We start from the raw sequence: 24,558 nt of genomic DNA, 5'->3' as shown, positions 1-24,558 counted from the left end.
CGGCGGCGCCCGCCGCCGTCCGAACCGTACGACCGACCCGAGGAGTCCTTCTTGGCCTGCGACCTGTGGCTGGTCCCCCTCGTCGACGTGCTGTGCCACAGCGCCGACAACCCCTTCGCGGAAGAGCTCGCCGCCTACGACAAGGCGCTGCACGAGGCCGGACTCCCTTCCGTGCCCGTCTTCGCCTACATGCCGGGCCTCTCCGGTGACGTCGCCCCGGTCGCGGTCTTCGACTACGACGCGCTGCACTTCCTGCGCCGCGCCTACCTCCTGCGGATCTGCGGCCTGGAGGTCACGCCGGTGGACGCGCTGGGCGGTGACTACGAACAGCTCCTGGAGATGTTCGACGCCACGGCGCAGCAGTCCCACCTCGTCTGGCACTACGACCACGCGGGCGCGTACGTCCCCGTGGACTTCCCCGCCCCGCTCTCCAACGACGACCTCCTGGCCGGTGGCGGCCCGCTTGGCTCCTCGCAGGCGCTCCTGCGCGAGCTGGAGTTCGTCGCCCCGTCGATCGGCATAGATCCGGCGAACCCGCCGCTCGCCCCGGCCCCGCCCGAGGCGCCCACCGCCCTGGAGGAACCGGCCGCGGCGGCGCCGCCGGACGAGAGCCCGTTCGCCAGGGAGCGGCACGTCTGGCTGGGCCTGCACGCGGCGGCGACGCGGAGCCTCGCCCAGGGCTCGATGATCATCTACAGCTAGGCCGCCCCAGGCCCTGGTGGTTCACGCGTCGGGGCGGTTCACTCGTCAGCGCGGCTCGCGTCTCAACGCGGCTCCGGCGGCCGCTGGCGCGGCATGTTCGGCCGAGCCCCCGGCGGCATCGGGAACCGCCCGGGGGAGGCCGGCGCCTCCCGGGGCGGGCTTCCCGGCGTCATCGCCTGCATGGCCAGCGGCACAGGACCGGCCCGGAACTCCACCATCCAGTCCGAGGTCTCCGCCCGCACCAGCTCCGTGACGTCCTCGGTGAACTTCCGCAGCACCCCGAGGCACCGCTCGGCGGCCTCGCCCGCCGTGCCCTCGGTGGGCCCGAGCACCTCCCGCACGCTCTCCGACGCCCAGTCGAACTGCAGCACCTGCAGCCGCCGCTGCACGGCCTGCGCGGTCGCCACGTCCCGCATCCACCCGGACGTGAGCCCGAAGAACCGGTCGCACCCCACGCACGCCACCCCGGCGAGCAGCGAGACGAACCCCCAGGTGGCCACGGGCCCCACGGCCCCCGCGAGATCGAGCAGCGGCAGCACACCGCCGCCCACGGCACCCAGCGCGGCGCCCGTCCGCAGGAGCCGCGCCCCGAGCCGCTTCCTGCCGCGGTCGGTGAGGTACCACTCGGCGGTGTCCAGGGCGCCCCGCTCGACCCAGCGGTACAGCTCGTCGAGCCGCTCGGCGGGCTCGCCCCAGTCGCCCTGGGGAAAGGCCCGGCCGGTCAGATCGCCGAGCCGCGCCCCCGGCCCCGCACCGGGACCCGCACCGGGACCCGCACCCGCGCCAGGACCCGCACCCGGCTCCGAACCGGCCCCCGAACCCTGCCCCTCGGGGGGCACCCCCTCGGGCTGCATCTCCGGCTGGCTCACCCGGCACTCCTCTACGAGATCGCGCGTATCGACGCTAAGTCCTACCGCCCAATGGGTGGCCATGAGACCGGGTTCACGGCTTTTCCGCCCGGAAGAGCTGCTTGATCAGGTATAGGAAGACGGCTGATCTCACTCGAAAGAGTGTCGGCGAGAGTGCTGGGGCGGCCCGGCCGCCGACCACGTAGGCTCGGTGCTGGCGGAAAACCCGCCAGACGGACCCGTACGAAACGGAGCTGATCGTGATCCCCGGTGGTGGCCAGCCCAACATGCAGCAGCTGCTGCAGCAGGCCCAGAAGATGCAGCAGGACCTCGCGGCCGCGCAGGAGGAACTGGCGCGCACTGAGGTGGAAGGCCAGGCGGGCGGTGGCCTCGTCAAGGCGACGGTCAACGGCTCCGGCGAGCTGCGCGGCCTCGTGATCGACCCGAAGGCGGTCGACCCCGAGGACACCGAGACGCTGGCGGACCTGGTCGTCGCGGCGGTCCAGGCGGCGAACGAGAACGCGCAGGCGCTCCAGCAGGAGAAGCTGGGCCCGCTGGCGCAGGGCCTGGGCGGCGGCGGCATCCCGGGGCTTCCCTTCTAAGAAACCCCCCGGCCAACTACCGTACGTAGAGAGCCGACACCCTCCAGAGGACTTCAGGAAAGGCGTTCCGTGTACGAAGGCGTGGTTCAGGACCTCATCGACGAGCTGGGCAGGCTGCCCGGCGTCGGTCCCAAGAGCGCGCAGCGGATCGCCTTCCACATCCTCCAGGCGGAGCCGACGGACGTCCGTCGGCTCGCGCACGCCCTGATCGAGGTGAAGGACAAGGTCCGCTTCTGCGCGACCTGTGGGAACGTCGCGCAGGAGGAGCTCTGCAACATCTGCCGCGACCCGCGCCGCGACCTCTCCGTCATCTGTGTGGTGGAGGAGCCGAAGGACGTCGTGGCGATCGAGCGGACGCGGGAGTTCCGGGGCAAGTACCACGTCCTGGGCGGCGCGATCAGCCCGATCGAGGGCGTGGGCCCGGACGACCTGCGCATACGGGAACTCCTGGCGCGCCTCGCGGACGGCACGGTCACGGAGCTCATCCTGGCCACCGACCCGAACCTGGAGGGCGAGGCCACGGCCACGTACCTCGCGCGCATGATCAAGCCCATGGGCCTGAAGGTCACCCGCCTGGCCAGCGGACTCCCTGTCGGGGGAGATCTGGAATACGCGGACGAGGTCACCCTGGGCCGCGCCTTCGAGGGGAGACGACTCCTAGATGTCTGACGCCACGCTGAACACCGTGACCGACAACCCGGACGACTTCGCGGTGCAGATCTCCGACCAGATCGAGAGCTTCATCGTCTCGGTCAGGGAGATCGCGAAGGGCGACGAACCCGACTCGGCCGTCCCCTTCCTCCTCCTGGAGGTCTCCCAGCTCCTGCTCGCCGGCGGCCGCCTGGGCGCGCACGAGGACATCGTCCCCGACGAGCGGTACGAGCCGGACCTCGGCCCCGAGCAGGACGTCGACGACCTGCGCGAGCGCCTGGCGCTGATGCTCGACCCGATCGACGTCTACTCCGAGGTCTTCGACCCGTACGAGCCCCGCAAGGCCCCGGTGGCCTGCCGCATCTCGGACGACCTGGCGGACGTCGTCGCCGACCTCTGCCACGGCCTGGCCCACTACCGCGCGGGCCGCACGACCGAGGCCCTGTGGTGGTGGCAGTTCTCCTACTTCTCGAACTGGGGCTCCACGGCCTCGGGCGCCCTGCGCGCCCTGCAGTCCCTGGTGGCCCACGTCCGCCTGAACCAGCCCCTCGAAGACCTCGACGGCCTCGACACGGACGAGGACCTGACGGAGTCGGCCCTCGAGGAGGAGGCCGGGAAGGTCATGGCGGAGGAGATCGCGGGGCCGCTGGGGTTGCGGACGGTCAAGTAGCGCTTCGGCGGAGTCGGTTGTGGGACGCGGCGGCATGCCGCGTCCCACACTGGTCTCATGGACGTACGACGGGTCGTGGAGATCTGGAACCCGGCCGAACGGCAGGCGGGCACCGGGTATCTGGTCGCGGACCGGATCGTCCTGACCGCGCTGCACAACGCGCGCGGTGGGGGTGGCTTGGAGGTTCGGCGGCTCGATCCCTCGGGTCGCGAGACGTGGGCGGCCGCCGAGCTGCTCTGGCCCGAGCCGGGGGAGGCCGAGGCCGCTCGGGTCGACGCGGCGCTGATCCGGGTGACGGACGGTGCGTGGACGCCGCCCGCCGGGGCGGAACCGGTGCGGTGGGGGCGGATCGACGCTGCTCCGGGCGAGGCCAGGCTCGGCTGCCTGGCGGTCGGGTTCCCGCGCTCCGAGGTGCGGGACGGGGCCCGGGACACCAAGGAGATCCGGGGTCACATCGAGACGCTGACCGGGCTGAGGTCCGGCGGCGGCCTGATCACCGTGCACGTCGACGGCGCCGCAACGCCGAACCGCCCGGCCGAGAGGTCGCGCTGGGCGGGGGCGTCCGGTGCGGCGCTGTTCGTGCGGGGCAGGATCGTCGGCGTGGTCACCACGGACCGGATGCGGGACTACGCGGCGGACCAGCTGACGGCCGTGTCGGTGGCCTCGCTGGCGGCGCGGCCGGGGTTCGCGAACGCGGTGGGCGGCGACCTGGTCCTGACGGCGGTCACGGCCGCCGACGCCCCCGAACTCCCGCGCACGCCCTACGACATGGCGGCGCCCCGGGGCCTGCACAACCTGCCGGAGCTGCCCTCGCGGTTCTTCGTCGGCCGGGACGAGGCACTGGCCGCGCTGAGCCGGGCCCTGTCCGAGGGCTCCCGGACGATCACGCAGACGGTGCACGGCCTCGGGGGAGTCGGCAAGACGACGCTGGCGCTGCACTACGCCCACGGCCACCGGGAGGCGTACCGCCTGGTGTGGTGGATCCGCGCCGACACGCCGGACCTGATCGACACGGGCCTGGCCGCGCTCGCCGCCCGGCTCCGCGGCGACGCCCCCGCCCTCGCGACGGCGCAGGCCGCCTCCTGGGCCATCGGCTGGCTGCAGACCCACCCGGGCTGGCTCCTGGTCTTCGACAACGCGGAGAGGCCGCAGGACGTCCGTGCGGTCACCGGCCAACTGGGCTCGGCCGGGCGGCAGTTGATCACCAGCCGGTGCAGGGCGGGCTGGACCGGCGAGCCGATCCCGCTGCCCGTCCTGACCGCCGACGACTCGACGGACCTGCTCGCACGCCTGACGGACGGCGACGACGAGAGTGGCAAGGGCGGCGGGGACGAGGCACGCGCGCTTGCCGAGGCCCTGGGCCATCTGCCCCTCGCCCTGGAACAGGCGGGAGCGTTCATCGCGCAGTCCATGATGACGACGGGCGAGTACCGGGACATGCTCGGCCGGTATCCGGGAGAGGCCACCGACGCCGCCCCCGAGGGCTCGGACCCGGCGCGCACGATGGCCCGGATCTGGCGCATCACCCTGGATGTCCTCGCCGAGCGCGACCCCCGCGCCGTCGAACTCCTGCGCGTCGCCGCCTGGTACGCCCCCACGGGCATCCCCCGCGACCTGGTCGCCCCGCTCGCGGAGAACCCCGTCGACCTCGCCAGGATCCTGGCCCTCCTGGCCAACTACAACATGATCACTCTCGACCGCTGGACCCTCGGCGTCCACCGCCTGGTCCAGATGGTGGCCCGCACGGCGTCGGAGACGGACCCGCACCGCGCCGGTGACCTCGTCCGGGAGGCCCGCGACCGGGCGGCGGGATGGCTGTGCGACGCGCTGCCCGGCGACCCCATGGACAACGTGGCGGGATGGCCGGCGTGGCGCAGGCTCCTGCCCCACGCCGAGGCCCTCCTCGACGCGTGGCGCCCCGAGGAGGACACCGGCCGGACCCAATTCCTGCTCAACCAGGTCGCGTTGTACCTCCAGGCCCAGGGCGAGGTGCGCAAGGCCACCGCGCTGCTCCACCGGAGCCTGGAGGCGAGCGTCCGGGTCCTCGGCGCGGACGACCCGGTGACGCTGGGGGCGCGCAACAACCTGGCGGGCGCGTACGAGATGGCGGGCGAGGTGGACCGGGCGATCCACCTCTTCGAGCGGACGCTGACCGACCGGCTGCGGGTCCTCGGCGCGGACCACCCCGACACGCTCAGGTCGCAGAACAACCTGGCGGGCGCCTACGAGTCGGCGGGTGACGCGCGCCGCGCGATCCCGCTGTACGAGCGGACGCTGGCCGACCGGCTCCGCGTCCTCGGCCCCGACCACCCGGACACGCTGATGTCGCGGAACAACCTGGCGTACACGTACCGGGCTTCGGGCGAGGTGGAACGCGCGATCCCGCTGTACGAGCGGACGCTGGCCGACCGGCTCCGCGTCCTCGGCCCCGACCACCCCGACACGCTCACCTCGCGGAACAACCTCGCGACCGCGTACGCGATGTCGGGCGCCGCGACGCGCGCGATCCCCCTGTACGAGGAGGTGCTTGCCGATCAGCTCCGGGTCCTCGGCGCGGACCACCCCGACACGCTCAGGTCGCGGAACAACCTGGCGGGCGCGTACGAGTCGGCGGACGACGTGGCCGGCGCGATCGCGCTGTACGCGGCGGTCCTTGCCGATCAGCTGCGCGTCCTCGGCAAGGACGACCCGAGAACGCTCAGGACCCGCAACAACCTGGCCCACGCGTACTGGCGCACGGGCGACACCGCCCGCGCGATCCCCTTGTACGAACAGGTCCTCGCCGACCAGCTCCGCGTGCTGAGCAGGGACCACCCGGACACCCTGACGTCGCGGAACAACCTGGCCCACGCGTACTGGACGGCGGGCGACGCGCACCGCGCGGTCACGCTGTACGAACAGGCACTGGCCGACTGCGTCCGCGTCCTCGGCGAGGACCACCCGACGACCCGGATCCTCCGGGAGGGCCTGACGACCGCCCGCTCCAAGAGCTGGAAACCGCGCAAGGCAACGGACTGATCAGCCCCCGAGCACCGCAAGCGAGCTGCGGGCCGCCCTTGTCGCCGCAGTTCAGCCCGGAGCTTGAGCCCCGGGGCCCGAGCTCTTTCCTGGTTGGTCTGGTGAGAGAAATGAACCCAACCAACCGACACATAACCGGAGTTGAGGGCTCCGTCACCCTCAAGAGTGACGTTCCGTAGTCAGCTTGCGTCGGAACGTAAAGCCGCCCTAGGTTCGCGGCAATAGAACGGCCTCGGCCGGTGCGCCAACACCGGGTCCGAGGCCTAGTCCTACGAGTCGAAAAAGGGTCGACCGTGACTTGCACTCAGCCTAGCCCTGCCCTCCCCTCCCCGTCCCACCCGATGGCCAAATCGGGCTACGGGAAACGCCTCGCGGGTGACGAAGAACCGGACACCGAACCCGACTTCGCACACCTGGTCCCGCGTGACGCCGAGCTCGCGACCTTCGTCGATCACCTCCCCGACGGCGCCGCGATGGGCTACAAACACATCGCCGCCGCCCACCCCCGCTACGGCCAGCAGGCGGTCCGCACCTCCCTCAACCGCCTCACCGACGCCGGTCACCTCCGCTGGGTCAAGGAGCACCTCACCGTCGAGGACGGCACCATGCGCTGGGTGACCAGGACGTACTGGTCGAGGGCGGCCAAGTCACCTGACTGGTGGGCGGAGTTCGTACGGGAACGGCACGGGCGCGACGTGACGCACACGTACCGGTCCGGGCTGGCCAGAGCGGACGCTCCGCCGGAGAAGGACCCGGCGCCCACCCCGTCCGCCGAGCCGAGCGCAGCTCACCGCACCCTCGCCCAGCTCCGTACCGCCGACCGCCGCATGGCCCTCTCCGAGGGTGAGTGCGAACAGCTGGAGCCGAGCGCGGCTCAGTGGCTGGAGCGCGGGGCGAGTCCGCAGGACATCACGCGCGCCCTCACCGAAGGGCTGCCGCCCACCGTCACCAACCCGGGCGGTCTCGCCCGCAACCGACTGGAGAAGAAGATGCCCCCCAAGCGTCGGGCCCCCGCCGAGGCCCGTGCCCGCGTCACCCGTGCCGTCATGATCTGCGGGGACTGCGAGGAGCCGGAGACCTCCGTGGAGCTGGTCAACGGAATCTGTACGGAGTGCTACCCCCTTGCGGAGCGGACCGGGTACATCCCGGACACGTTCCGCGCGCGCCCGCGCCGGGCCGCCGAGTCGGGGGTCGTGGACGTCACCGAACGCGTGGCGGAGCTGCGCCGCGCTGCCGGGCTGCCGACGCCCCGGAACGGCGTATGAGCGTGCAGGACGTGCCGGTCCGGGCACCATGGAGTCAAGGAGGCGACACCATGACCCCCAGGACCACCGACCGGCCCCAGATGTCCGTCGAGGACTTCGAGGAACTGGCCAGCCGTGCGCCCGAGACGGTGCGGTTGGAGTTCATCAATGGAAAGGTCCAGGTCAAGCCGGTGCCGGATGGTTCCCACGGCCAGATCGTCATGTGGTTGATCAAGTGCTGCATGCAGCAGCGCCCCGAGCTGTCCCTCTTCCCCGAGCAGGGCCTCAAGGTCGCGGGCTACCGGAAGGGCCGGGCCCGCCCGGACGGCGTGCTCGCGCCGGACGAGAACTTCGTGGGCCAGGGGCAGTGGGCCGATCCGGCCGGCGTCCTGATGACCGTCGAGGTCACCTCCTACGACCAGGACGCCGACCGGCGCGCCCGCGTCGAGAAGCCCGACGGGTATGCCGCCTCCGGCATTCCGGTGTACCTCCTCGTCGACCGGGACGCGGGCGAGGCCCGGGTGTACGCGGATCCGGAGGACGGGAGGTACCGCAGCCTCGTCCGGCGGGCATTCGGCGACGCCGTCGAGCTGCCCGAACCCGTCGGTATCACCCTGGACACGGCCAAGCTCAAGGAGTACGCCGCCTGAGGCCCCCGGTCAGACCCTGTGACCCGCCCCACTTTCCGGAGTGCAGCGCTCCACAGTGGGCATGTGCCCAGCCGAGCGGCCGGAACGTACTCCCCGAACAGCGGGGGCGTATGCCCCTGGTGATCAACTTGTGAGCGGGACATCTCACGATGTGATATAGCCGAGGCGGATTTCGGCCGCTCGTTAGACTGAGCCGACCGCACAACGGATTGAGCGAGGAGCGCACGTGAGCCTTGTCGTGCAGAAGTACGGAGGCTCCTCCGTAGCCGATGCCGAGGGCATCAAGCGAGTCGCCAAGAGAATCGTCGACGCCAAGAAGAACGGCCACCAGGTCGTTGTCGTGGTGTCGGCGATGGGTGACACGACGGATGAGTTGATCGATCTCGCCGGACAGGTATCCCCGATCCCTGCCGGACGCGAATTCGACATGCTGCTGACCGCTGGTGAGCGCATTTCCATGGCCCTGCTGGCCATGGCGATCAAAAACCTGGGCCACGAGGCCCAGTCGTTCACGGGCAGCCAGGCCGGCGTCATCACCGACTCCGTCCACAACAAAGCGCGGATCATCGATGTCACCCCGGGCCGCATCCGGACCTCCGTCGACGAGGGCAACATCGCCATCGTCGCCGGGTTCCAGGGCGTCAGCCAGGAGGGGAAGAACATCACCACCCTCGGGCGCGGTGGTTCGGACACGACGGCCGTCGCCCTCGCCGCCGCCCTCGACGCCGAGGTCTGCGAGATCTACACGGACGTCGACGGTGTCTTCACCGCCGACCCGCGCGTGGTCAAGAAGGCCCGCAAGATCGACTGGATCTCGTTCGAGGACATGCTGGAGCTCGCGAGCTCCGGCTCCAAGGTGCTGCTCCACCGCTGTGTGGAGTACGCCCGCCGCTACAACATCCCGATCCACGTACGGAGCTCGTTCTCCGGCCTCCAGGGCACGTGGGTCAGCAACGAACCGCAAGGGGACCGCAAGGTGGAGCAGGCCATCATCTCCGGTGTCGCGCACGACACCTCCGAGGCCAAGGTCACGGTCGTCGGCGTGCCCGACAAGCCGGGCGAGGCCGCCTCGATCTTCCGCGCCATCGCGGACGCCGAGGTCAACATCGACATGGTCGTGCAGAACGTGTCGGCCGCTTCGACGGGCCTGACCGACATCTCCTTCACGCTCCCCAAGGCCGAGGGCCGCAAGGCCGTCGACGCCCTGGAGAAGACCCGCGCCTCCGTCGGTTTCGACTCGCTGCGCTACGACGACCAGATCGCGAAGATCTCGCTCGTCGGCGCCGGCATGAAGACGAACCCGGGCGTCACCGCGACCTTCTTCGAGGCGCTCAGCGACGCCGGGGTGAACATCGAGCTCATCTCGACCTCCGAGATCCGCATCTCGGTCGTCACGCGCGCCGACGACGTGACCGAGGCCGTGCGGGCCGTGCACACCGCCTTCGGACTCGACTCCGACACGGACGAGGCCGTGGTCTATGGAGGCACCGGGCGATGAACCGGAAGCCGACGCTCGCGGTCGTCGGAGCGACCGGGGCCGTCGGCACCGTCATGCTCCAGATCCTGTCGCAGCATGCCGACATCTGGGGCGAGATCAGACTCGTCGCCTCACCGCGCTCGGCCGGCCGCAAGCTGGCCGTGCGCGGTGCGGAGACCGAGGTGCTTGCCCTGTCCGAAGAGGTCTTCGACGGGGTCGACGTCGCCATGTTCGACGTCCCCGACGAGGTCGCCGCGCAGTGGGCCCCCGTCGCCGCCGCCAAGGGCGTCGTCGTGGTCGACAACTCGGCCGCCTTCCGGATGGACCCGGACGTGCCGCTCGTCGTGCCGGAGGTCAACCCGCACGCCGCGCGCGTACGGCCGCGCGGCATCGTCGCCAACCCCAACTGCACGACGCTCTCGATGATCGTGGCCGTCGGCGCGCTGCACGCCGAGTTCGGGCTGCGCGAGCTGATCGTCTCCTCGTACCAGGCGGTGAGCGGCGCGGGCCGCGACGGCGTCGACACGCTCCGCCGTCAGCTGCGCCTCGTCGCGGGCACGGAGCTGGGCACCAGCCCCGGCGACGTACGCCGCGCCGTCGGCGACGACACGGGCCCCTTCCCGGAGCCCGTCGCGCTGAACGTGGTGCCCTGGGCCGGGTCCCTCAAGGACGACGGCTGGTCGTCCGAGGAGATGAAGGTCCGGGACGAGTCGCGCAAGATCCTCGGGCTGCCCGCCCTCCGCGTCGCCGCGACCTGCGTACGCGTGCCCGTGATCACCACGCACTCCCTGACCGTCCACGCCCGCTTCGAGGACGAGGTCACGGTGGACAAGGCGCGCGAGATCCTCGCCACCGCCCCGGGCGTCGTGCTGTTCGACGATCCGGCCGCGGGCGAGTTCCCCACCCCCGCCGACGTCGTGGGCACCGATCCGACCTGGGTGGGCCGGGTGCGGCGGTCGCTCGACGACCCGACCGCGCTGGAGCTCTTCGTGTGCGGCGACAACCTGCGCAAGGGCGCGGCGCTGAACACCGCGCAGATCGCGGAGCTGGTGGCCGCGGAGCTCACGGCCGGCTGAGCCGTCGCCGCCCGACCGATTGGTATGGACCACCCCGGAGCGGGTCCCTGTGTGAGATCTGTGTAAGTTCTGTGTCCAACTTGGTCGTCGCGCGTGCTTGAACTGGACCATCTCCCCGTTCGAAGATTCGCGTCTGGATCAGTGCAACCGGCGGCTGGGCGGGGGACGTCTTTGCGGTCGCCCTTCAGGGGTGGCCCGAGCGCTGTCGAAAAATGGGGCATAGGGGAAGAGCTGGTACGCATGGGGGCATTTGATGCATCGTCACGAGCGGTGCCCACGCAGCATGCCGCAAACGCGATCCCGGATGCGTACAACCCTGAAGGGGGGAAGCGTGTCCAACAAGCGTGGCAGAGGTACTCGATTTCACAGCGGTACAGGCGAGAGGCGCGGCAACACTGCGCCCCACTCGCCGACCCCGCACGACCGGTGGCATGCCGGTGATCGCACCCATGCCCGCAGCGCGGCCCGCCCGCATCCCGGCGCAGCGCGAGGGCGCTGACGACACGATGACCGCGGGCACCACAGTCGACCATCTCACCGAGACCTACCGCGCCCACTACCGGTCGCTGCTCGGCCTCGCCGCGCTGCTCCTGGACGACACGGCGTCCTGTGAGGACGTGGTCCAGGAGGCGTTCATCCGGGTCCACTCGGCGCGCAAGCGCGTGCGCGATCCGGAGAAGACGCTCGCGTACCTCCGCCAGACCGTGGTCAACCTCTCCCGGTCCGCGCTGCGCCGGCGCATCCTCGGGCTCAAGCTCCTCTCGAAGCCGATGCCCGACATGGCGAGCGCGGAAGAGGGGGCGTACGACCAGCTGGAACGCGACGAGCTGATCAAGGCCATGCGCGGCCTGCAGCGGCGTCAGCGCGAGGTCCTCGTGCTGCGCTACTTCGCCGACATGACCGAGGCGCAGGTCGCCGAGACCCTGGGGATATCACTGGGCTCGGTGAAGGCGTACGGCTCGCGCGGCATCGCGGCCCTCAGGGTCGCCATGGAGGCGCCGGCATGAGTGAGCGCAAGCGTGATGAGCAGGGCGGATCTGAGCGGCATGGCAGGAACGGACACGTGAACCACGGACCCGAAGACGGCCTCGGGCCGGACGGCGGGGCCCACGGAACCGGCCCCGAGAAGAGCGGCACGGATACGGGCGGGCCGGGTCCCGACGGCCCCGGCCCCGATGAGGGCTCCGGCCCTGATGACGGCTCCGGCCCCGACGAGCTCTCCGCCGTCGAACTCGCCTCCGACGAGCTCGCGCTGCGGCGGATGATGCGGCGGGCCGTGGAGGAGATCGAGCCGAGCGACCGCTCCCTCGAACACCTGCGGCAGGCGGTGCCCGCCCGCAGGGCCCGCAAGCGCCAGGCCGTCGTCGGCCTCGCCGCCGCCGCGCTCTTCATCGGCACCGCCGTCCCCGCCCTCGTGCACGTGACCAACTCCGAGGGCGACTCGGACGACCGGACCTCGATCGCGGGCAACAGCCAGGACGCGCAGGGCGGATCGAGCCAGGGCAAGGGCCCCGACGGCGGCGAGAAGGTCCCCGGCCAGAAGGCGGGGGACAAGTCCAAGGGCAAGGACAAGAAGGACAAGAAGGGCAAGAAGGACGACAAGGAGAGGGGTGGCACGGGCGGCGGCGGTACGGGATCGCCGGACCCCTCCACCTCCGAGGCCGCGAGCTCGCCGGTCTGCGACGCCGCCCAGCTCGGCGCCACGGGCAGCGCGGGCACCCCGGAGGCCGACAACAAGGTGTACGGCTCCTTCCGCGTCTCCAACGTCTCCGACAGCAGCTGCACCATCGAGGCCGCGGGCGCCGTGGGCACGGTGGCGCAGGGCGCGGCCGACCCCGCGAAGATCGTCGTGGTCGACCACACGGCGGGGGACGCGGCGACCGGCCTGCCCGACCCCGCGAAGGAAGCCAGCCCGTTCGTGCTGCAGCCCGGCGCCGCGTACGAGGTGCGGTTCGTCTGGGTGCCCTCGGAGACGTGCCCCGCGGACGGCGGGGACCCGACGCCCAACCCGACGCCGTCGGAAGGCGGCACCGGAACGCCCGAGGGCGGCTCGTCCGACGGTACGGAGCCGCAGCTGGGCCGGACGGACGGCGGCGTGGCCGAGGGCAGCGTCGTGGTCTCGCTGACCGCGGAGGCGGGCTCGCCCTCGGCGGGGGCGACGGTGCCCAACGCGTGCGCGGGAACGGTGTACCGGACCGGGGTGCTGCCCGCCTCGTAGCGGGCGCGGGTCAGGCCTCCAGGAGGCCGAGGTGGGCGTCGCGCGCGAACTCCGCCTCGCGGCGGAAGAGCCGGAACCACATGAAGACGACGAAGCCCGCGAAGACGAACCACTCACCGGTGTAGCCGAGGTTCTGGAAGGCCTTCAGGTCCAGGCCGGTGTTGCTGGGCGCGGCCGCGGGGACCGGCTTCATCCCGGAGTCGGCCTTGTCGAGGGTGACCCACGCGTCGTACACGTCGTCGCGTACGAGATTGACCAGTGACGCCGAGCTGATCGCGCCCAGCTGGCCCCGGGGCAGACCACCCGTGGCGCTGACCCCGTTGGAACCGGGGCTCTCCGAGGCCTGCAGCGCGCCCCTCACGGTGACCTTGCCGGTGGGCGCGGCCGGTGCCTTCGCCGTGTCGGCGTCGCCCGGGAGCCAGCCGCGGACGACGGGCAGGGACTTGCCGCCGTCGGTACGCAGCAACGTCAGCACGTAGAAACCGCGCTTGTCGTCCAACTCCCGCCCCGGTACGAGCAGTTGCTTGCCGTAGTGCCCGGTGGCCGTGGCCTGCTCGCCGGAGGTCTCCTTGTCGACGGGCAACAGCGCGTCGAGGGGCCGCCCCCGGGTGTTCCGCTCCTTGCCCTGCTCCGCGACCTGCTCCTTGGCGGACTCGTGGTCCTGCACGCGGTCCTCGAAGCGGCCGAGCTGCCAGGAGCCCATGAAAATGCAGAAGGGGATGGCCAGCACGACGAAGACGTTGATCCCCCACCATCGGGGCGTCAGCAGAAACCGGTACACACCTCCACGGTACGGGGCCCCTGCGGGGGGCTTGGGCGGGGGGTGGATTCGGGTGAGGTAGAGGCAGCTGCCCCTTACGCGGGCGTCCCCACATGACGCGCCGCGAACTCCAGTTCCAGCGCGACCTGCTTGATCCGCTCGTCCACGACCAGTGACCCGTGGCCCGCGTCGTACCGGTAGACCTCGTGCACCGCACCCCGCGCGGCCAGCCGGTCCACGTAGTTGTCGATCTGGCGGATCGGGCACCGCGGGTCGTTGACGCCCGCCGAGATGTAGACGGGGGCCTTGACCTCGTCCACGTACGTCAGCGGGGACGACGCACGGAAGCGCTCGGGGACCTCCTCTGGCGTGCCGCCGAGCAGCGTGCGGTCCATCGCCTTGAGGGCCTCCATCTCGTCGTGGTACGCCGTCACGTAGTCCGCGACGGGCACCGCCGCGAGGCCCACCGCCCAGGCGTCCGGCTGCGTGCCGAGGCCGAGCAGGGTGAGGTAGCCGCCCCAGGAGCCGCCCGCCAGGATCAGGCGGTCGGGGTCCGCGAGGCCCGACGTCACCGCCCACTCCCGCACCGCCGCGATGTCCTCGAGCTCGATGAGGCCGACGCGGTGCTTGAGGGCGTCCGTCCACGCGCGGCCGTACCCCGTGGAACCGCGGTAGTTCACACGGACCACCGCGTACCCGTGGTCGACCCAGGCCGCCGGGCCGGCGGCGAAGGAGTCGCTGTCGTGCCAGGTGGGGCCGCCGTGCACCTCGAAGACCGTGGGGAGCGGCCCCGACGAGCCCGCGGGCCGCTGCACCAGCGCGTGGATGCGGCCGCCTGGCCCGTCCACCCACACGTCCTCCACCGGCACGGACTTCGGTGCCTTCATGCCGGGCGGGTCCAGGACCACACCGCCCGCCGTCGAGCGGACCACCGGCGGCTCGGCGGCCGACGACCACATGTACTCCACGGCGCCGTCGGGGCGTGCCGTCGCGCCCGACACGGAGCCCGCGGGCGTCTCGATGCGGTCCAGCGCGCCCGAGGCGAGGTCGTACCGGAAGAGCTCGCCGCGGGCCTCGAAGCCGTGCGCGATGAGCAGGGCCGAGCCGTCCGGATACCACTCCGCGCTCACGTCGCCCGGCAGCCCGAGCGCGAGGTCGCTCTCCTCGCCCGTCGCCACGTCCCACACCAGCGGCTCCCAGCGGCCGCGCCGCTGGTGCCCGATGAGCAGGCGCGAGTCGCCGTCGACCGGCGCGAAGCCGAGGACCTCCAGGCCCAGCTCGACCGTGCCGCCCTCGGTGTCGTCCAGCTCGGCGACCGTCGAGCCGTCCGGGCGGATCACCCGCAGCGCGGAGTGCATCGCGTCGCCGTGCTCCGTGTGCTCCACGGCGATCAGCGTGCCGTCGTGCGAGAGGTCGCCGACGCCCGCCGACTCGCGGTGGCGGTACACCTCGACCGGGCCCGTGCCGTCGGGGCGCACGACGTGGATCGTCGAGCCGTCGTCGTCCGTGGAGCGGCCGACGACCACCGTGCGGCCGTCCCTGCCGAGGGCCAGACCCGAGGGGTACGAGGCCTCCAGGCCCGGCACGGCGGGCTCGTCGGGGCCGCCGCCGAAGGGCTGGCGCAGCCACACGCCGAACTCGTCGCCGTCCTTGTCGTTGAACCACCAGATCCATTCGCCGTCGGGCGAGAGCGCGCCGTCCGTCGTGCCGTTCGGCCGGTCGGTCACCTGGCGCTGGGCGCCGGTCGTGCGGTCCCACGCGTACAGCTCGTACGTCCCCGTCGCGTTCGACACGAACAGGGAGCGCTGCGGGGCGTCCTCCGCCCAGTCCGGCAGCGACACCCGCGGCGCCCTGAACCGCTTCTCCCAGTCCGGCATGGCGTCCGGCCCCCCGGACCCCGCCGCCGTGGCCTTCGCCGCCTCCGTCGCACTCATTGCGCTCGTCGCACCCGTCTCGCTCATGCCCCCCATAGTGCCTGTCCCCGCCGACAATTCGCTGGCGGGAGCCCCCAGCCTGTGGATAACTTTTCGACCATGTACTCCCCGACGCCCACCGACTGGCGCGAGACCAACCGGAAGCGCTGGGACGAACGCGTCCCCCTCCACCTCGCCAGCAGCTATTACGACCTCGACGCCTTCCGCGCCGGCAAGGACCCGCTGCGCGACTACGAGCTCACGGAAGTGGGTGACGTACGCGGAAAGTCCCTGCTGCACCTGCAGTGCCACATCGGACTCGACACGCTCTCCTGGGCGCGGCACGGGGCGTCCCGCGTGGTCGGGCTCGACTTCTCCGAGCCCGCCGTCGAGGCGGGCCGCGAGCTCGCCGCCGAGCTCGGCCTCACTCCGGAGCAGGCCACCTTCGTCGCCGCCGACGTGTACGACGCGGCCGTGGCGGTGCCCGACCCCTCGTACGACATCGTCTATACCGGGGTGGGCGCGCTCGGCTGGCTGCCCGACATCCGGCGCTGGGCGGAGACCGCCGCCTCGCTGGTGGCGCCCGGCGGCTTCCTCTACCTCGCCGAGTTCCATCCGCTCACCGACGTCCTGGACGACGCGACGGGCTCCCGCGTCGAGCACGACTACTTCGCGCGCGACGCCTGGATCGAAGAGGCCTCCGGCGGCTACGCGGACTCCGTCACCCCCACCGTCCACAACCGCAGCGTCGAGTGGCAGCACCCCATCGGCGACGTCGTCTCCGCGCTCGCCGCCACGGGCCTGCGCATCGACTTCCTGCACGAGCGGGACGAGACGCTCTTCGAGCGCTTCGGCGCGCTCGAAGAGCGCGACGGCGTCTACCGGTTCCCCGCCGGCCGGCCGCGCGTCCCGCTCATGTACTCCCTGAAGGCGAGCAGGCCCCAGGGCCCCCGGCCCGCCTCACGGCAGGGGTGACGGCGGCCGCAGCCAGCCCTCCCTGCCGGGTGCGAACTCGCCCAGCTTCCGCCAGTCCCACGCCTGCAGCACCTCACGCCCGAGGTCGTCGTCCTGCCGGGTGACGGCGACGACGACGTCGGACGTGTGCCGGGTGAGGAGCAGCGTCCGCAGCCGGGAGGCGACGCCCGCCCGTCGGCCGGCGGGCGTCACGAGCAGCTCGCTCAGCCGGAACACCCGCCCCGAAGCGGTCTGCTCCCCGGCCTCGGTGGGCAGGACGCTCCGGAACCCCTCCCACCACTCGCCGCTGCGCTCCGCGCGGTATCCGTAGAGACAGCCGACCAGGCCCGACGCGTCGGCCACGACCATCTCGAAGTCCGTCTGCTGCACATCGTGTGCGAAGCGGCGAAGAAAGTCCTGCCGGTCGCGGTACTCGGCCCCCACCGTTCCCCGATACGCCTCCGCGTAGAGGTCCGCCACGGCCTCCCGCTGCTGCTCCGCCTGCCAGCGGCTCAACCGCCTCAGGAACACGTCCGACATGTGCGCCTCCCGCCCGCCCTGCTGAGGGCGACTCCCCCTACACCCTGGACTCCGCATGGTGACAGCACGGACCGGCCAGCGGAACGGCGCGACGGGCCGTAACCGGGGTTGGGCGAGCAGCCCGTGAACTTCTATGGTGATCAAGGCGCTTAACCCGCCCGCGATTGGGCAGGCGCACTGTTGTCGTCCCGACAGTTGTCCCCGATGTCCCCCCACCAGAGGTGAACTTGTGAGGCTGCCTACACAGTTGACTGCCACATCGACGGATGAGGCAGAACACGCTGCGAGCCCCTGGGAAGAGATGTCCAGCAGCGAGCTGCCGTGGGTGGAAGACGCGGGCAGTGTCGCTCCCAAGGACGCGAGGGCCCTGTCGAAGATCTTCTTCGACCGGCTCCAGTTCCTCGAAGAGGGCACGCACGAATACCAGTACGCGCGCAACACCCTGATCGAGATGAACCTGTCGCTCGTGCAGTTCGCGGCCGCCCGCTTCCGCGGCGGCAGCACCGACGCGGACGACATCGTGCAGGTCGGCACGATCGGCCTGATAAAGGCCATCGACCGCTTCGAACTCTCCCGTGACGTGGCGTTCAGCACCTTCGCGCTGCCCTACATCACCGGAGAGATCAAGAGGTTCTTCCGGGACACCACCTGGGCCGTCCACGTGCCGCGGCGCCTCCAGGAGCTCCGCGTCGACCTGGCACGGGCCAAGGAGCAGCTGGGCGGCGAGCTGGACCGCGAGCCCACCGTCCGCGAACTCGCCGAGCACCTCGACCTCACCGAGCGCGAGGTCAACGACGGCCTCGTCGCCTCGAACGGCTACACCGCCGGTTCCATCGACGTCCCCGTCGGCCAGGACGACGGCACGCAGGGGCGGGACTACGCCGACGTCCTGGGCGAGGACGACCCCGCGCTCGACCTCTTCGAGGAACTGCACACGCTGGCACCCCTCATAGAGCAACTGGACGAGCGCGAGCGCACCATCATCGAGATGCGCTTCGGCCAGGAGATGACGCAGGCGCAGATCGGCCAGGTCCTCGGGATCTCCCAGATGCACGTCTCGCGGCTCCTGACACGCACCCTGGGCAAGCTCCGCGCCGGAATGCTCGCCCAGACCTGACCCGCCTGCGGATCACATGCCTACGGAGAACGCGTGCTGCACGTCTCCGTAGGGGAGGTGGTAGCCCGCGGGCTGCCCCTGAGGTGCGTACGAAGGGTGGTAGCCCAGGTCCTGTCGGCACGCCTCCTGATGGCGCGCCTCCTGCTGGTGACTCATCGTCTCTTGCGGGAAAAGGCCATGAGGAGTCCCGTTGGCTCGGTGGCGCCGGTGGCGCCCGGGTTGTCGCGAGGGAGCCTGCGCGGGCTCCCAAGTGTCACCTCCTGTCCGGACATCGGCCTGGGCCGAGGCAGCCTGGGCGGGTGCGCTCTCCGCGTAGGAGAGCTCCTGCACCCTGAGTGCCAGTGCCGACAGATCGCAGCCCAGCTGAGTGGCGAGCACGCTGGGGTTCACCCCCTCGTGCCAGCCCTGGACCAGCAGGTGGTCCATCGGCGCGGTCCACGAGACGGCTTCGGGTACCGACGTGGGAGCCGCGACCTGCACGTGCGGGGCAGCGGGTGCGGCCGCGGGGGCCGGCTGAACAGTGGTGGCCACGGGCGGCTGCGGTGCGGCCACGGGTGCTTGCGCGGTCGCGGGGGCAGGCGTGGGCGTGGGCATCGCGACGGTCTCCCGGGCGGGGGGCGGCGTCGCCGCCGGTTCGGGTGGGTGGGAGACCGGCTCCGGCACGGCTCTCGCGTCCTGTGTCCCGAACGGTTCCGCGGCGGCGGGTGGCCGGTCCGCGGAGGAGACGGCCGGCGCGGCGGCGGTCTCGGCGGCCAGCAGCTCCAGCGCGTTGGTCGCCAGGTCGAGGGCCTCCTCGCGGTTCACGGACTTGCGTGCCGTGCGGACGTCGCGCTCCGGCAGGCCGAGCACGTGCGCGGCTCCGGTGTCGCTGCCGAGGGTGACGGCGAGGGCCGCCAGCACACGATTCCTGTTCTTTCTCAGCTCCTCCAGTGTCAACTGCGCGTCCACGACACGTTCGTTGGCCTCGCAGTACATGTCCGCGAGTACGGCATGTCGCTCAAGCCGGTCCCTGAGTTCCATGACCGGCTGAACGGATCAACGTCTTTGAAGGAAATGGCGCTTGCCGTCGAGTACTCCGGTCGGCCCTACTCCTACGATCAACTGGCGAGTCATTCTTATCGCCTGACAGCTGGTCGCACGGTTGCTCCGTCCGGTGTCGGCATCCGGGTGGGATGCCCGCCGAACGGGTCTGTTCTCCGGCCCGACAGCCATACAGTCGGCAGAGAGGAAAGACGGAGGACTGCTGCAGAATCGTTCATACAAGGCGACCCCGCCGGGTGACGGGGGTGCCACGGCCGGGTGACGCCCTCAGCGCAGCCGTCTCGACTTGTGTGACCGCATCGTCAGCCGTACGTCGACCCGCAGCGGGCGGGGCGCCGCCGCCGCTCGCGCCTCGGCCACCGTGTGCCGGGCCAGCAGACCGAGGACCGCCTCCGGGCAACTGTCCGGCAGCAGCACCAGCGTGACGCGGGCCCGCAGCCGACGGGGGCTCCCCCGGAGACGCACGCGTGCGTCGGCCACCCCGTCGACGGCACGCGCACGCTCGGCCATCGCATCAGCCAGGGCGGACCCGGACAGGGTGACGCCCGCCTGCCCCAGCGGCAGTTCGCGCAGCCGCCCGCTGCGGGCCTGGGCCACGGTCAGGGCCAGGAACAGGAGTACGCCGACGGAGAGCGCGGCGATCACGGCGGGCGTCCACCAGCCGTGCTCGCGCCACCGGACGAGGTCCTGCGCGTCGGCCCAGACCCAGGCCCGGTCGCCGCCAGGCCGGGGCCAGTCGGACGGCAGCCGGTCGCGGACGGGCCCGGTGGCGGACGCCAGCACGGCGCCCGAGGCCATCAGCGCCACGGCCGCGCAGAGCAGGGCGGTGCGGTTGGCGCAGGTACGCAAGCGGCTCATCGGCCCGTGCCTTCCCGCCGACCGGTGCCCCCGGAAACCTCCGCGTCACCGTCGCCGCCCGAGTCGGCCTCCGGCACCAGCACCGGCGCCGCGCCCCTCTCCCGTACCGCGGGCGCGCGCCACGCGGATTCCGGGCGCAGCCGGACCCGGACGCGCGGCGCACGGGCCGCTCCCCAGCTCGCCACGGCCCGCGCCACCGTGTCGGCCAACTCGCCCCGCGCCGCCTCCAGATGGCCGAAAGCCAGCCCGGCGCGCACGCGGACCCGGCGGCGGCCGACACCGACCCGTACCCGGGTGATCCCGGGCAACTCCGTCACGGCGTCCCGCAGCAGCGCCGCCGCCGTGCCCCGGTCGAGCGCCGCGTGCACGTCCGGCAGCGGCTCGCGCAGGGGGAACCGGCCGCGCAGCCCGGGTGTGACGGCGAGCACCAGCAGCCACACGCCGAGGCCGAGCACGGCGAGCGCCGCCGCCAGGCCCGGCCACGCGCTGTCGGCCGGGCCGTGCGTGGTGAGCCACTCCACCGGACCGGTCCGCCACCGGCCGGGCGACCGCCCGGCCGCGTGCACGGCCAGCACGTCGTACAGGAGCACGCCACAGACCAAGGCCGCCGCCAACGCCAACATCCCGACCGGCAGCCGCCGTTGGGACCACGGCCGCCACACCCTGCCGCCGTCCGCCGCGCCGCCTTCCTGCCCCGTCACCTGCTCCGTCACCGGGGCCTCGCTCCCATCGGCCCGCGCCCGCGGGCGCAGCCCCGAGATCCGGACCCGCGCCGAGGGCACGACGAGTCCGGTGAGCCGCTGCGTGCGGTCGGCGACGTGCGCCCGCACGCGTTCGCCCGCCTCGTCGAGCACCTCGGGGTAGGGCAGCGTCACGGTGACGGCGACCCGCGCCCGGCGCCCGCGTACCGACGCCGAACTCCGGGTGGCCCGGACCTCGCCGGGCGCGAGCGCCTCCGTGGCCGCCCGCTCGGCGATCCGGCGCACCGCACGGTCGGCGACGCTCGTCGAGCCGCGCTCCCCCGCGGGCGTACTCATCGCCGCCCCCGGTCACGGCCGCCGAGGAAGCCCCGGATGTCCGTGCCGTCGTCCACGAAGCGCCCCACGACGAAGCCGACCGCGCCGAGGGCGGCGACCAGGAGGAAGGCGCCGAAGCCGCCGAACCACCCGGCGAACCCGAGGGCCATCCCGGCGACCAGGCCTGTCAGAGCTGTGCTCACCACTCACCTCACTCCACAGAAGGGACATCACTGAAGGGGGACATCGCTGCGGTACCCCGGGCCTGCCGCGGAATGCCTACTCCACGCGCGTCTCGCCGCCGGAGTCCGCGCTGTCGTCGTCTGGCAGCCGGACGTCGTTGACCGCGACGTTGACCTCGACGACCTCCAGGCCGGTGATGCGCTCCACGGCGGCGATGACGTTCTCGCGCACCTCGTGGGCGACGTCGGTGATGGGCACGCCGTACTCGACGACGATGTCCAGGTCGATCGCCGTCTGCCGCTCGCCGACCTCGACCTTCACGCCGCGTCCGACGTTGGGGCGGCCGCCCGGGACCCGGTCGCGGACGGCGCCGAGCGTGCGGGAGAGTCCGCCGCCCATGTCGTACACGCCCGGGATCTCGCGGGCCGCCGTCCCGGCTATCTTCACCACCACCACGTCGGCGATGGAGGTCTTGCCGCGGGTCGCGGCGGGTTCGGCGGCCCCGGTGCGGCCCGCCACGGTGGTGCTGCCCGGCACGCTCTGGCGCGCGCCGCCGGTGAAGGCCGTGTCGTCACCGGACGTGGCCGTCTTCGAAGTGATCTCCTGAGGCGTCATGAAGCCATCTCCTCGTCGTCAGGGACGTGTCGCCGTCCGTCTGCTGTCCGAGCGCTCGGTGGAAGCCGGGTGCCCGTACCGCTGCTCGTCTGACCCCCGCGTGTGCGATTCGTTACGCGGCTCGGCCGGATTTCTCCTCCACGTGATCCGCCCGCCCGTCTCGCGTAACGCGGCCGGACGCCGCAGTGTCGTAGGAGGACGACGTGAGTGAGAGGAGCCGCGTGTGCCGGGGGACCGGGACGGGGCGCGGGAGGACGCCGGCGTGTCCTCCCCGCGCGACGACGGATTGCTGGCCGTACGGGCCGCCGAGGGCGACGAGGAGGCCTTCGAGGAGCTCGTGCGCCGTCACGCGCCCGGACTCCTGCGGCTCGCGACGCGGCTCCTCGGCAGCCGCACGGAGGCCGAGGACGCGGTGCAGGAGTCGTTCGTGAGCGCCTGGCGCAAAATGCCGGAGTTCCGCGGCGACGCGCGCTTCGGCACCTGGATGCACCGCATCGTCACGAACCGGTGCCTGAACGTGCTGCGGGCCCGCCGCCCTTCCGTGGACCTGGGCGAGGTGCCCGAGCCGCAGGCGCCGGAGCACGAGGCCTCGCCCGCCCGGGTGGCCGAGTCGCACGCCGCGGTGGCGGCCCTCGGCAAGGCGATGGAGGGGCTGTCCCCGGAACAGCGCGTGTGCTGGGTGCTGCGTGAGCTCAACGGCCTCGCCTACGAAACCATCGCGGAGACGGTCGGCATCAGCCCGGAGGCGGTACGGGGCCGCGTCTTCCGCGCGCGGCGCTATCTCACGGAGGCGATGGCCGCATGGCGATGAACGAGGAGCACGGGCCGGACGGGGTGCACCACGGGCCGGACGGAGAGATGACGGACGAACCGAACGAACTGCTGCCCTGCGGACGCGACGTGTGGAGCGTCTGGGAGCGCGCGGAGAACGGCGAGGCCGATCCGCACGCCGAGACCTGCCCGCACTGCGCGGGCGCGCTGGACACGCTGCGGCGCCTCGAGGACGTCGTGTCGGCCGCCCGCGAGACGGAACCGCGGGAGCCGGAGGCCGACGCCACCGCGCTCGTCGGCCGGGTCATGGACGTGGTCCGCCTCGAACTGCGGCCGGGCCGCACGCTGCCGCTCGGCGAGGAGGACGAGGACGCGTGGATCGTGGAGGCCGCGGCGGCCCGGACCGTCCGCGCCGCCGCGGAGACCCTGTCAGGGGTACGGGCGGGCAGCTGCCGCATCGAGCCGCTCGCCCCGGGCAGCGGGCCGCGCGGCCCGGTCCGGGTCCGGGTGGCGGTGGCCGTGCCCCTCACCTGGAACCTCCAGGAGGTCGCGGAGCGGGTCAGGGGCCGGGTCCTGGAGGCGGTGGACACCGAACTCGGCCTGCGGGTCGCCGCCGTCGACGTGACGATCACGGACATCACCGACCACACTGACAGCACCGACAGTACCGACGACGACAGCGTGGAGAGGCGGCAGCCGTGACGGAACGACTCACTTCCGGTGCGCGGGCCGATGACGTACGGGAAGCGGTGCTCGGCACGCCCGGCGTCGCCTTCCTCCGCCCCGGCCTCGCCGAACTCCTGCGCTCCTCCCACCTGCTGACGAGGGGAGTGGCGCGCTCCGCGGGCGTCCGGCTCGCCCGCGAAGGCTCCGGGAGATGGCACGCCGACATCCACGTCGTCCTGCGCCGCGGCCACCGGGCGGTGGACGTCACCCGCGAGGTGCGCGCCGCGGTGACCGAGGCGCTGCGGACCGGCGACGCGGAACCGCCGCGTGTGACGGTGACGGTCACCGGCCGCGTGTGACCAAGGGCCCTAGGCGAACGTGACGTCGCCCGAGGTCTGGGCGAGCTGCCTGGCCTCGGCCGTACGGGAGTCCTCGGCGGTCATCGTCACGGTGACCGAGCCCTTGGTGTCCTTGGTCGCGGGGCCGGAGAAGCTGTACTCCCAGCGGTGGGGCGTGGCGCTGCCGTCGCAGGTCCCGTCGAGCGTACGGATGTTGGCGGTCGTCGACGTGCTCGTCTTCGGGACGGGAACCCCGGGGACGCCGAGCCACTGGAAGAGGTTCTTCACGGTCTCGGTCTCGGTCGCGTTGAGCGGGCGCGTCCGTTCCGTCCGCAGCGAGACCCTGAGCCGTACGGGACCGGTGTAGCCCTCGCACGTGTACGTACCGGAGACGACGGCCGTCCTCCCGTCCGCGCCGGCCCGGGCCGTGGGCGTCACGGTGACCGCGTGCCGTTCGGCGGCGTCCGCCGCGCCGGGCAGCAGCGCCGTCGCCGCGGCGACCGCTGTCACAAGGGTTGTCTTCACGAATCGCTGCACCGCGGGGACCGGCCTTTCCTTGGGGCGGGAGGCGTACGGCCCCCATGCAACCCCGGCGTCCCCGGCCCGCCCGGTAGCCACACGGCGCGGGGC

General features: G+C 72.3%; 26 protein-coding genes. 16 read left to right on the top strand and 10 right to left on the bottom strand.

Features of this window, described 5'->3' with window-relative positions:
• Nucleotides 1-51: 51 nt before the first annotated feature.
• A complete protein-coding gene (locus ACZ69I_RS37445; protein WP_467674317.1) occupies nucleotides 52-702 on the top strand; it encodes a hypothetical protein in 651 nt (216 codons plus the stop codon).
• Between the two features lie 62 nt (nucleotides 703-764).
• Here the strand turns inward: ACZ69I_RS37445 and ACZ69I_RS37440 are convergent, their stop codons facing one another.
• Nucleotides 765-1,571 carry an SLATT domain-containing protein gene (locus ACZ69I_RS37440; RefSeq protein ID WP_467674315.1) on the bottom strand — a complete coding sequence of 269 codons (807 nt, stop codon included), beginning with the start codon at nucleotides 1,569-1,571 and terminating at the stop codon, nucleotides 765-767.
• Nucleotides 1,572-1,810: 239 nt separating this feature from the next.
• On the opposite strand from ACZ69I_RS37440, the gene ACZ69I_RS37435 reads away from it, so the two are divergent.
• The 10 genes from ACZ69I_RS37435 (at nucleotide 1,811) to ACZ69I_RS37390 (ending at nucleotide 13,156) form a co-directional block, all read left to right on the top strand.
• Complete coding sequence (locus ACZ69I_RS37435) at nucleotides 1,811-2,152, top strand: YbaB/EbfC family nucleoid-associated protein (RefSeq protein WP_135336558.1); 342 nt, start codon at nucleotides 1,811-1,813, stop codon at nucleotides 2,150-2,152.
• A gap of 69 nt (nucleotides 2,153-2,221) precedes the next feature.
• Complete coding sequence (gene recR, locus ACZ69I_RS37430) at nucleotides 2,222-2,821, top strand: recombination mediator RecR (protein WP_389717611.1); 600 nt, start codon at nucleotides 2,222-2,224, stop codon at nucleotides 2,819-2,821.
• The gene (locus ACZ69I_RS37425) at nucleotides 2,814-3,473 is read left to right on the top strand and encodes a DUF5063 domain-containing protein (protein ID WP_467674313.1); all 660 of its coding nucleotides are present in this window, start codon (nucleotides 2,814-2,816) and stop codon (nucleotides 3,471-3,473) included. Before recR ends, ACZ69I_RS37425 begins: the two co-directional genes overlap by 8 nt.
• A gap of 57 nt (nucleotides 3,474-3,530) precedes the next feature.
• The gene (locus tag ACZ69I_RS37420) at nucleotides 3,531-6,491 is read left to right on the top strand and encodes a tetratricopeptide repeat protein (protein ID WP_470836973.1); all 2,961 of its coding nucleotides are present in this window, start codon (nucleotides 3,531-3,533) and stop codon (nucleotides 6,489-6,491) included.
• A 341-nt stretch (nucleotides 6,492-6,832) separates the two neighbouring features.
• Entirely contained in the window at nucleotides 6,833-7,756 is a 924-nt protein-coding gene (locus ACZ69I_RS37415) for a hypothetical protein (RefSeq protein WP_470836972.1), read from the top strand.
• Nucleotides 7,757-7,806: 50 nt separating this feature from the next.
• Nucleotides 7,807-8,385, top strand: coding sequence for a Uma2 family endonuclease (locus ACZ69I_RS37410; RefSeq protein WP_470836970.1), 579 nt, complete (start codon nucleotides 7,807-7,809; stop codon nucleotides 8,383-8,385).
• Between the two features lie 226 nt (nucleotides 8,386-8,611).
• Nucleotides 8,612-9,883 carry an aspartate kinase gene (locus ACZ69I_RS37405; RefSeq protein ID WP_467674305.1) on the top strand — a complete coding sequence of 424 codons (1,272 nt, stop codon included), beginning with the start codon at nucleotides 8,612-8,614 and terminating at the stop codon, nucleotides 9,881-9,883.
• A complete protein-coding gene (locus ACZ69I_RS37400) occupies nucleotides 9,880-10,938 on the top strand; it encodes an aspartate-semialdehyde dehydrogenase (protein WP_467674303.1) in 1,059 nt (352 codons plus the stop codon). The genes ACZ69I_RS37405 and ACZ69I_RS37400 overlap by 4 nt, the downstream gene beginning before the upstream one ends.
• A 431-nt stretch (nucleotides 10,939-11,369) precedes the next feature.
• On the top strand, nucleotides 11,370-11,945 hold the full coding sequence (locus ACZ69I_RS37395) for a SigE family RNA polymerase sigma factor (protein WP_467674301.1): 576 nt from the start codon (nucleotides 11,370-11,372) through the stop codon (nucleotides 11,943-11,945).
• A gap of 56 nt (nucleotides 11,946-12,001) precedes the next feature.
• On the top strand, nucleotides 12,002-13,156 hold the full coding sequence (locus ACZ69I_RS37390; RefSeq protein ID WP_470836967.1) for a hypothetical protein: 1,155 nt from the start codon (nucleotides 12,002-12,004) through the stop codon (nucleotides 13,154-13,156).
• Between the two features lie 10 nt (nucleotides 13,157-13,166).
• On the opposite strand, the gene ACZ69I_RS37385 is transcribed toward ACZ69I_RS37390, so the two are convergent.
• Both ACZ69I_RS37385 and ACZ69I_RS37380 read right to left on the bottom strand, forming a co-directional pair.
• The gene (locus tag ACZ69I_RS37385) at nucleotides 13,167-13,937 is read right to left on the bottom strand and encodes an SURF1 family protein (RefSeq protein ID WP_467674297.1); all 771 of its coding nucleotides are present in this window, start codon (nucleotides 13,935-13,937) and stop codon (nucleotides 13,167-13,169) included.
• Between the two features lie 74 nt (nucleotides 13,938-14,011).
• A complete protein-coding gene (locus ACZ69I_RS37380) occupies nucleotides 14,012-15,850 on the bottom strand; it encodes a S9 family peptidase (RefSeq protein ID WP_467674833.1) in 1,839 nt (612 codons plus the stop codon).
• Between the two features lie 99 nt (nucleotides 15,851-15,949).
• On the opposite strand from ACZ69I_RS37380, the gene ACZ69I_RS37375 reads away from it, so the two are divergent.
• On the top strand, nucleotides 15,950-16,804 hold the full coding sequence (locus tag ACZ69I_RS37375) for a class I SAM-dependent methyltransferase (protein WP_467674295.1): 855 nt from the start codon (nucleotides 15,950-15,952) through the stop codon (nucleotides 16,802-16,804).
• On the opposite strand, the gene ACZ69I_RS37370 is transcribed toward ACZ69I_RS37375, so the two are convergent.
• Nucleotides 16,790-17,323 (bottom strand): GNAT family N-acetyltransferase, encoded by a 534-nt coding sequence (locus ACZ69I_RS37370; RefSeq protein WP_467674293.1) that lies wholly within the window; start codon nucleotides 17,321-17,323, stop codon nucleotides 16,790-16,792. The genes ACZ69I_RS37375 and ACZ69I_RS37370 overlap by 15 nt on opposite strands.
• Nucleotides 17,324-17,624: 301 nt before the next feature.
• Here ACZ69I_RS37370 and ACZ69I_RS37365 point away from each other — a divergent pair, with 301 nt between their 5' ends.
• Entirely contained in the window at nucleotides 17,625-18,440 is an 816-nt protein-coding gene (locus ACZ69I_RS37365; RefSeq protein WP_467674289.1) for an RNA polymerase sigma factor SigF, read from the top strand.
• Between the two features lie 12 nt (nucleotides 18,441-18,452).
• Here ACZ69I_RS37365 and ACZ69I_RS37360 read toward each other — a convergent pair whose 3' ends face one another.
• The 5 genes from ACZ69I_RS37360 to ACZ69I_RS37340 all read right to left on the bottom strand — a co-directional run bounded on the left by ACZ69I_RS37360 (nucleotide 18,453) and on the right by ACZ69I_RS37340 (nucleotide 22,153).
• On the bottom strand, nucleotides 18,453-19,460 hold the full coding sequence (locus ACZ69I_RS37360; RefSeq protein WP_470836964.1) for a hypothetical protein: 1,008 nt from the start codon (nucleotides 19,458-19,460) through the stop codon (nucleotides 18,453-18,455).
• A 288-nt stretch (nucleotides 19,461-19,748) separates the two neighbouring features.
• Entirely contained in the window at nucleotides 19,749-20,339 is a 591-nt protein-coding gene (locus ACZ69I_RS37355) for an Asp23/Gls24 family envelope stress response protein (RefSeq protein WP_467674285.1), read from the bottom strand.
• A complete protein-coding gene (locus ACZ69I_RS37350; protein ID WP_470836963.1) occupies nucleotides 20,336-21,376 on the bottom strand; it encodes a DUF6286 domain-containing Asp23/Gls24 family envelope stress response protein in 1,041 nt (346 codons plus the stop codon). The genes ACZ69I_RS37355 and ACZ69I_RS37350 overlap by 4 nt, the downstream gene beginning before the upstream one ends.
• Nucleotides 21,373-21,558, bottom strand: a complete 186-nt coding sequence (locus ACZ69I_RS37345) for a hypothetical protein (protein ID WP_389717571.1) — start codon at nucleotides 21,556-21,558, stop codon at nucleotides 21,373-21,375. The genes ACZ69I_RS37350 and ACZ69I_RS37345 overlap by 4 nt, the downstream gene beginning before the upstream one ends.
• Before the next feature lie 76 nt (nucleotides 21,559-21,634).
• Nucleotides 21,635-22,153 (bottom strand): Asp23/Gls24 family envelope stress response protein, encoded by a 519-nt coding sequence (locus ACZ69I_RS37340; RefSeq protein ID WP_467674281.1) that lies wholly within the window; start codon nucleotides 22,151-22,153, stop codon nucleotides 21,635-21,637.
• A gap of 223 nt (nucleotides 22,154-22,376) precedes the next feature.
• Here ACZ69I_RS37340 and ACZ69I_RS37335 point away from each other — a divergent pair, with 223 nt between their 5' ends.
• From ACZ69I_RS37335 to ACZ69I_RS37325, 3 genes are read left to right on the top strand one after another with little or no spacing between them, the layout of a single operon-like run.
• Nucleotides 22,377-22,964 (top strand): RNA polymerase sigma factor, encoded by a 588-nt coding sequence (locus tag ACZ69I_RS37335; protein ID WP_467674279.1) that lies wholly within the window; start codon nucleotides 22,377-22,379, stop codon nucleotides 22,962-22,964.
• Nucleotides 22,955-23,626: an Asp23/Gls24 family envelope stress response protein gene (locus ACZ69I_RS37330; protein WP_470836962.1), complete on the top strand. Its 672-nt coding sequence runs from the start codon at nucleotides 22,955-22,957 to the stop codon at nucleotides 23,624-23,626. Before ACZ69I_RS37335 ends, ACZ69I_RS37330 begins: the two co-directional genes overlap by 10 nt.
• A complete protein-coding gene (locus tag ACZ69I_RS37325) occupies nucleotides 23,623-23,949 on the top strand; it encodes an Asp23/Gls24 family envelope stress response protein (RefSeq protein ID WP_470836960.1) in 327 nt (108 codons plus the stop codon). The genes ACZ69I_RS37330 and ACZ69I_RS37325 overlap by 4 nt, the downstream gene beginning before the upstream one ends.
• A gap of 9 nt (nucleotides 23,950-23,958) precedes the next feature.
• Here the strand turns inward: ACZ69I_RS37325 and ACZ69I_RS37320 are convergent, their stop codons facing one another.
• On the bottom strand, nucleotides 23,959-24,453 hold the full coding sequence (locus tag ACZ69I_RS37320; protein WP_470836959.1) for a hypothetical protein: 495 nt from the start codon (nucleotides 24,451-24,453) through the stop codon (nucleotides 23,959-23,961).
• Nucleotides 24,454-24,558: the final 105 nt, after the last annotated feature.

The organism is Streptomyces sp. NPDC036815 (genome assembly GCF_055609205.1).
The sequence above is the reverse complement of the archived record's forward strand: the minus strand, read 5'-3'. Positions and strand labels throughout refer to the sequence as shown.

What these genes read in the sequence shown, in the direction of transcription:
- ACZ69I_RS37380 (WP_467674833.1), bottom strand. Translation starts at nt 15,850, where the DNA reads ATGAGTGCGACGGAGGCGGCGAAGGCCACGGCGGCGGGGTCCGGGGGG.
- ACZ69I_RS37330 (WP_470836962.1), top strand. Translation starts at nt 22,955, where the DNA reads ATGGCGATGAACGAGGAGCACGGGCCGGACGGGGTGCACCACGGGCCG.
- ACZ69I_RS37375 (WP_467674295.1), top strand. Translation starts at nt 15,950, where the DNA reads ATGTACTCCCCGACGCCCACCGACTGGCGCGAGACCAACCGGAAGCGC.
- ACZ69I_RS37410 (WP_470836970.1), top strand. Translation starts at nt 7,807, where the DNA reads ATGACCCCCAGGACCACCGACCGGCCCCAGATGTCCGTCGAGGACTTC.
- ACZ69I_RS37355 (WP_467674285.1), bottom strand. Translation starts at nt 20,339, where the DNA reads ATGAGCCGCTTGCGTACCTGCGCCAACCGCACCGCCCTGCTCTGCGCG.
- ACZ69I_RS37395 (WP_467674301.1), top strand. Translation starts at nt 11,370, where the DNA reads ATGCCGGTGATCGCACCCATGCCCGCAGCGCGGCCCGCCCGCATCCCG.
- ACZ69I_RS37370 (WP_467674293.1), bottom strand. Translation starts at nt 17,323, where the DNA reads ATGTCGGACGTGTTCCTGAGGCGGTTGAGCCGCTGGCAGGCGGAGCAG.
- ACZ69I_RS37400 (WP_467674303.1), top strand. Translation starts at nt 9,880, where the DNA reads ATGAACCGGAAGCCGACGCTCGCGGTCGTCGGAGCGACCGGGGCCGTC.
- ACZ69I_RS37420 (WP_470836973.1), top strand. Translation starts at nt 3,531, where the DNA reads ATGGACGTACGACGGGTCGTGGAGATCTGGAACCCGGCCGAACGGCAG.
- ACZ69I_RS37340 (WP_467674281.1), bottom strand. Translation starts at nt 22,153, where the DNA reads ATGACGCCTCAGGAGATCACTTCGAAGACGGCCACGTCCGGTGACGAC.
- ACZ69I_RS37415 (WP_470836972.1), top strand. Translation starts at nt 6,833, where the DNA reads ATGGCCAAATCGGGCTACGGGAAACGCCTCGCGGGTGACGAAGAACCG.
- ACZ69I_RS37425 (WP_467674313.1), top strand. Translation starts at nt 2,814, where the DNA reads ATGTCTGACGCCACGCTGAACACCGTGACCGACAACCCGGACGACTTC.
- ACZ69I_RS37360 (WP_470836964.1), bottom strand. Translation starts at nt 19,460, where the DNA reads ATGGAACTCAGGGACCGGCTTGAGCGACATGCCGTACTCGCGGACATG.
- ACZ69I_RS37350 (WP_470836963.1), bottom strand. Translation starts at nt 21,376, where the DNA reads ATGAGTACGCCCGCGGGGGAGCGCGGCTCGACGAGCGTCGCCGACCGT.
- ACZ69I_RS37365 (WP_467674289.1), top strand. Translation starts at nt 17,625, where the DNA reads ATGTCCAGCAGCGAGCTGCCGTGGGTGGAAGACGCGGGCAGTGTCGCT.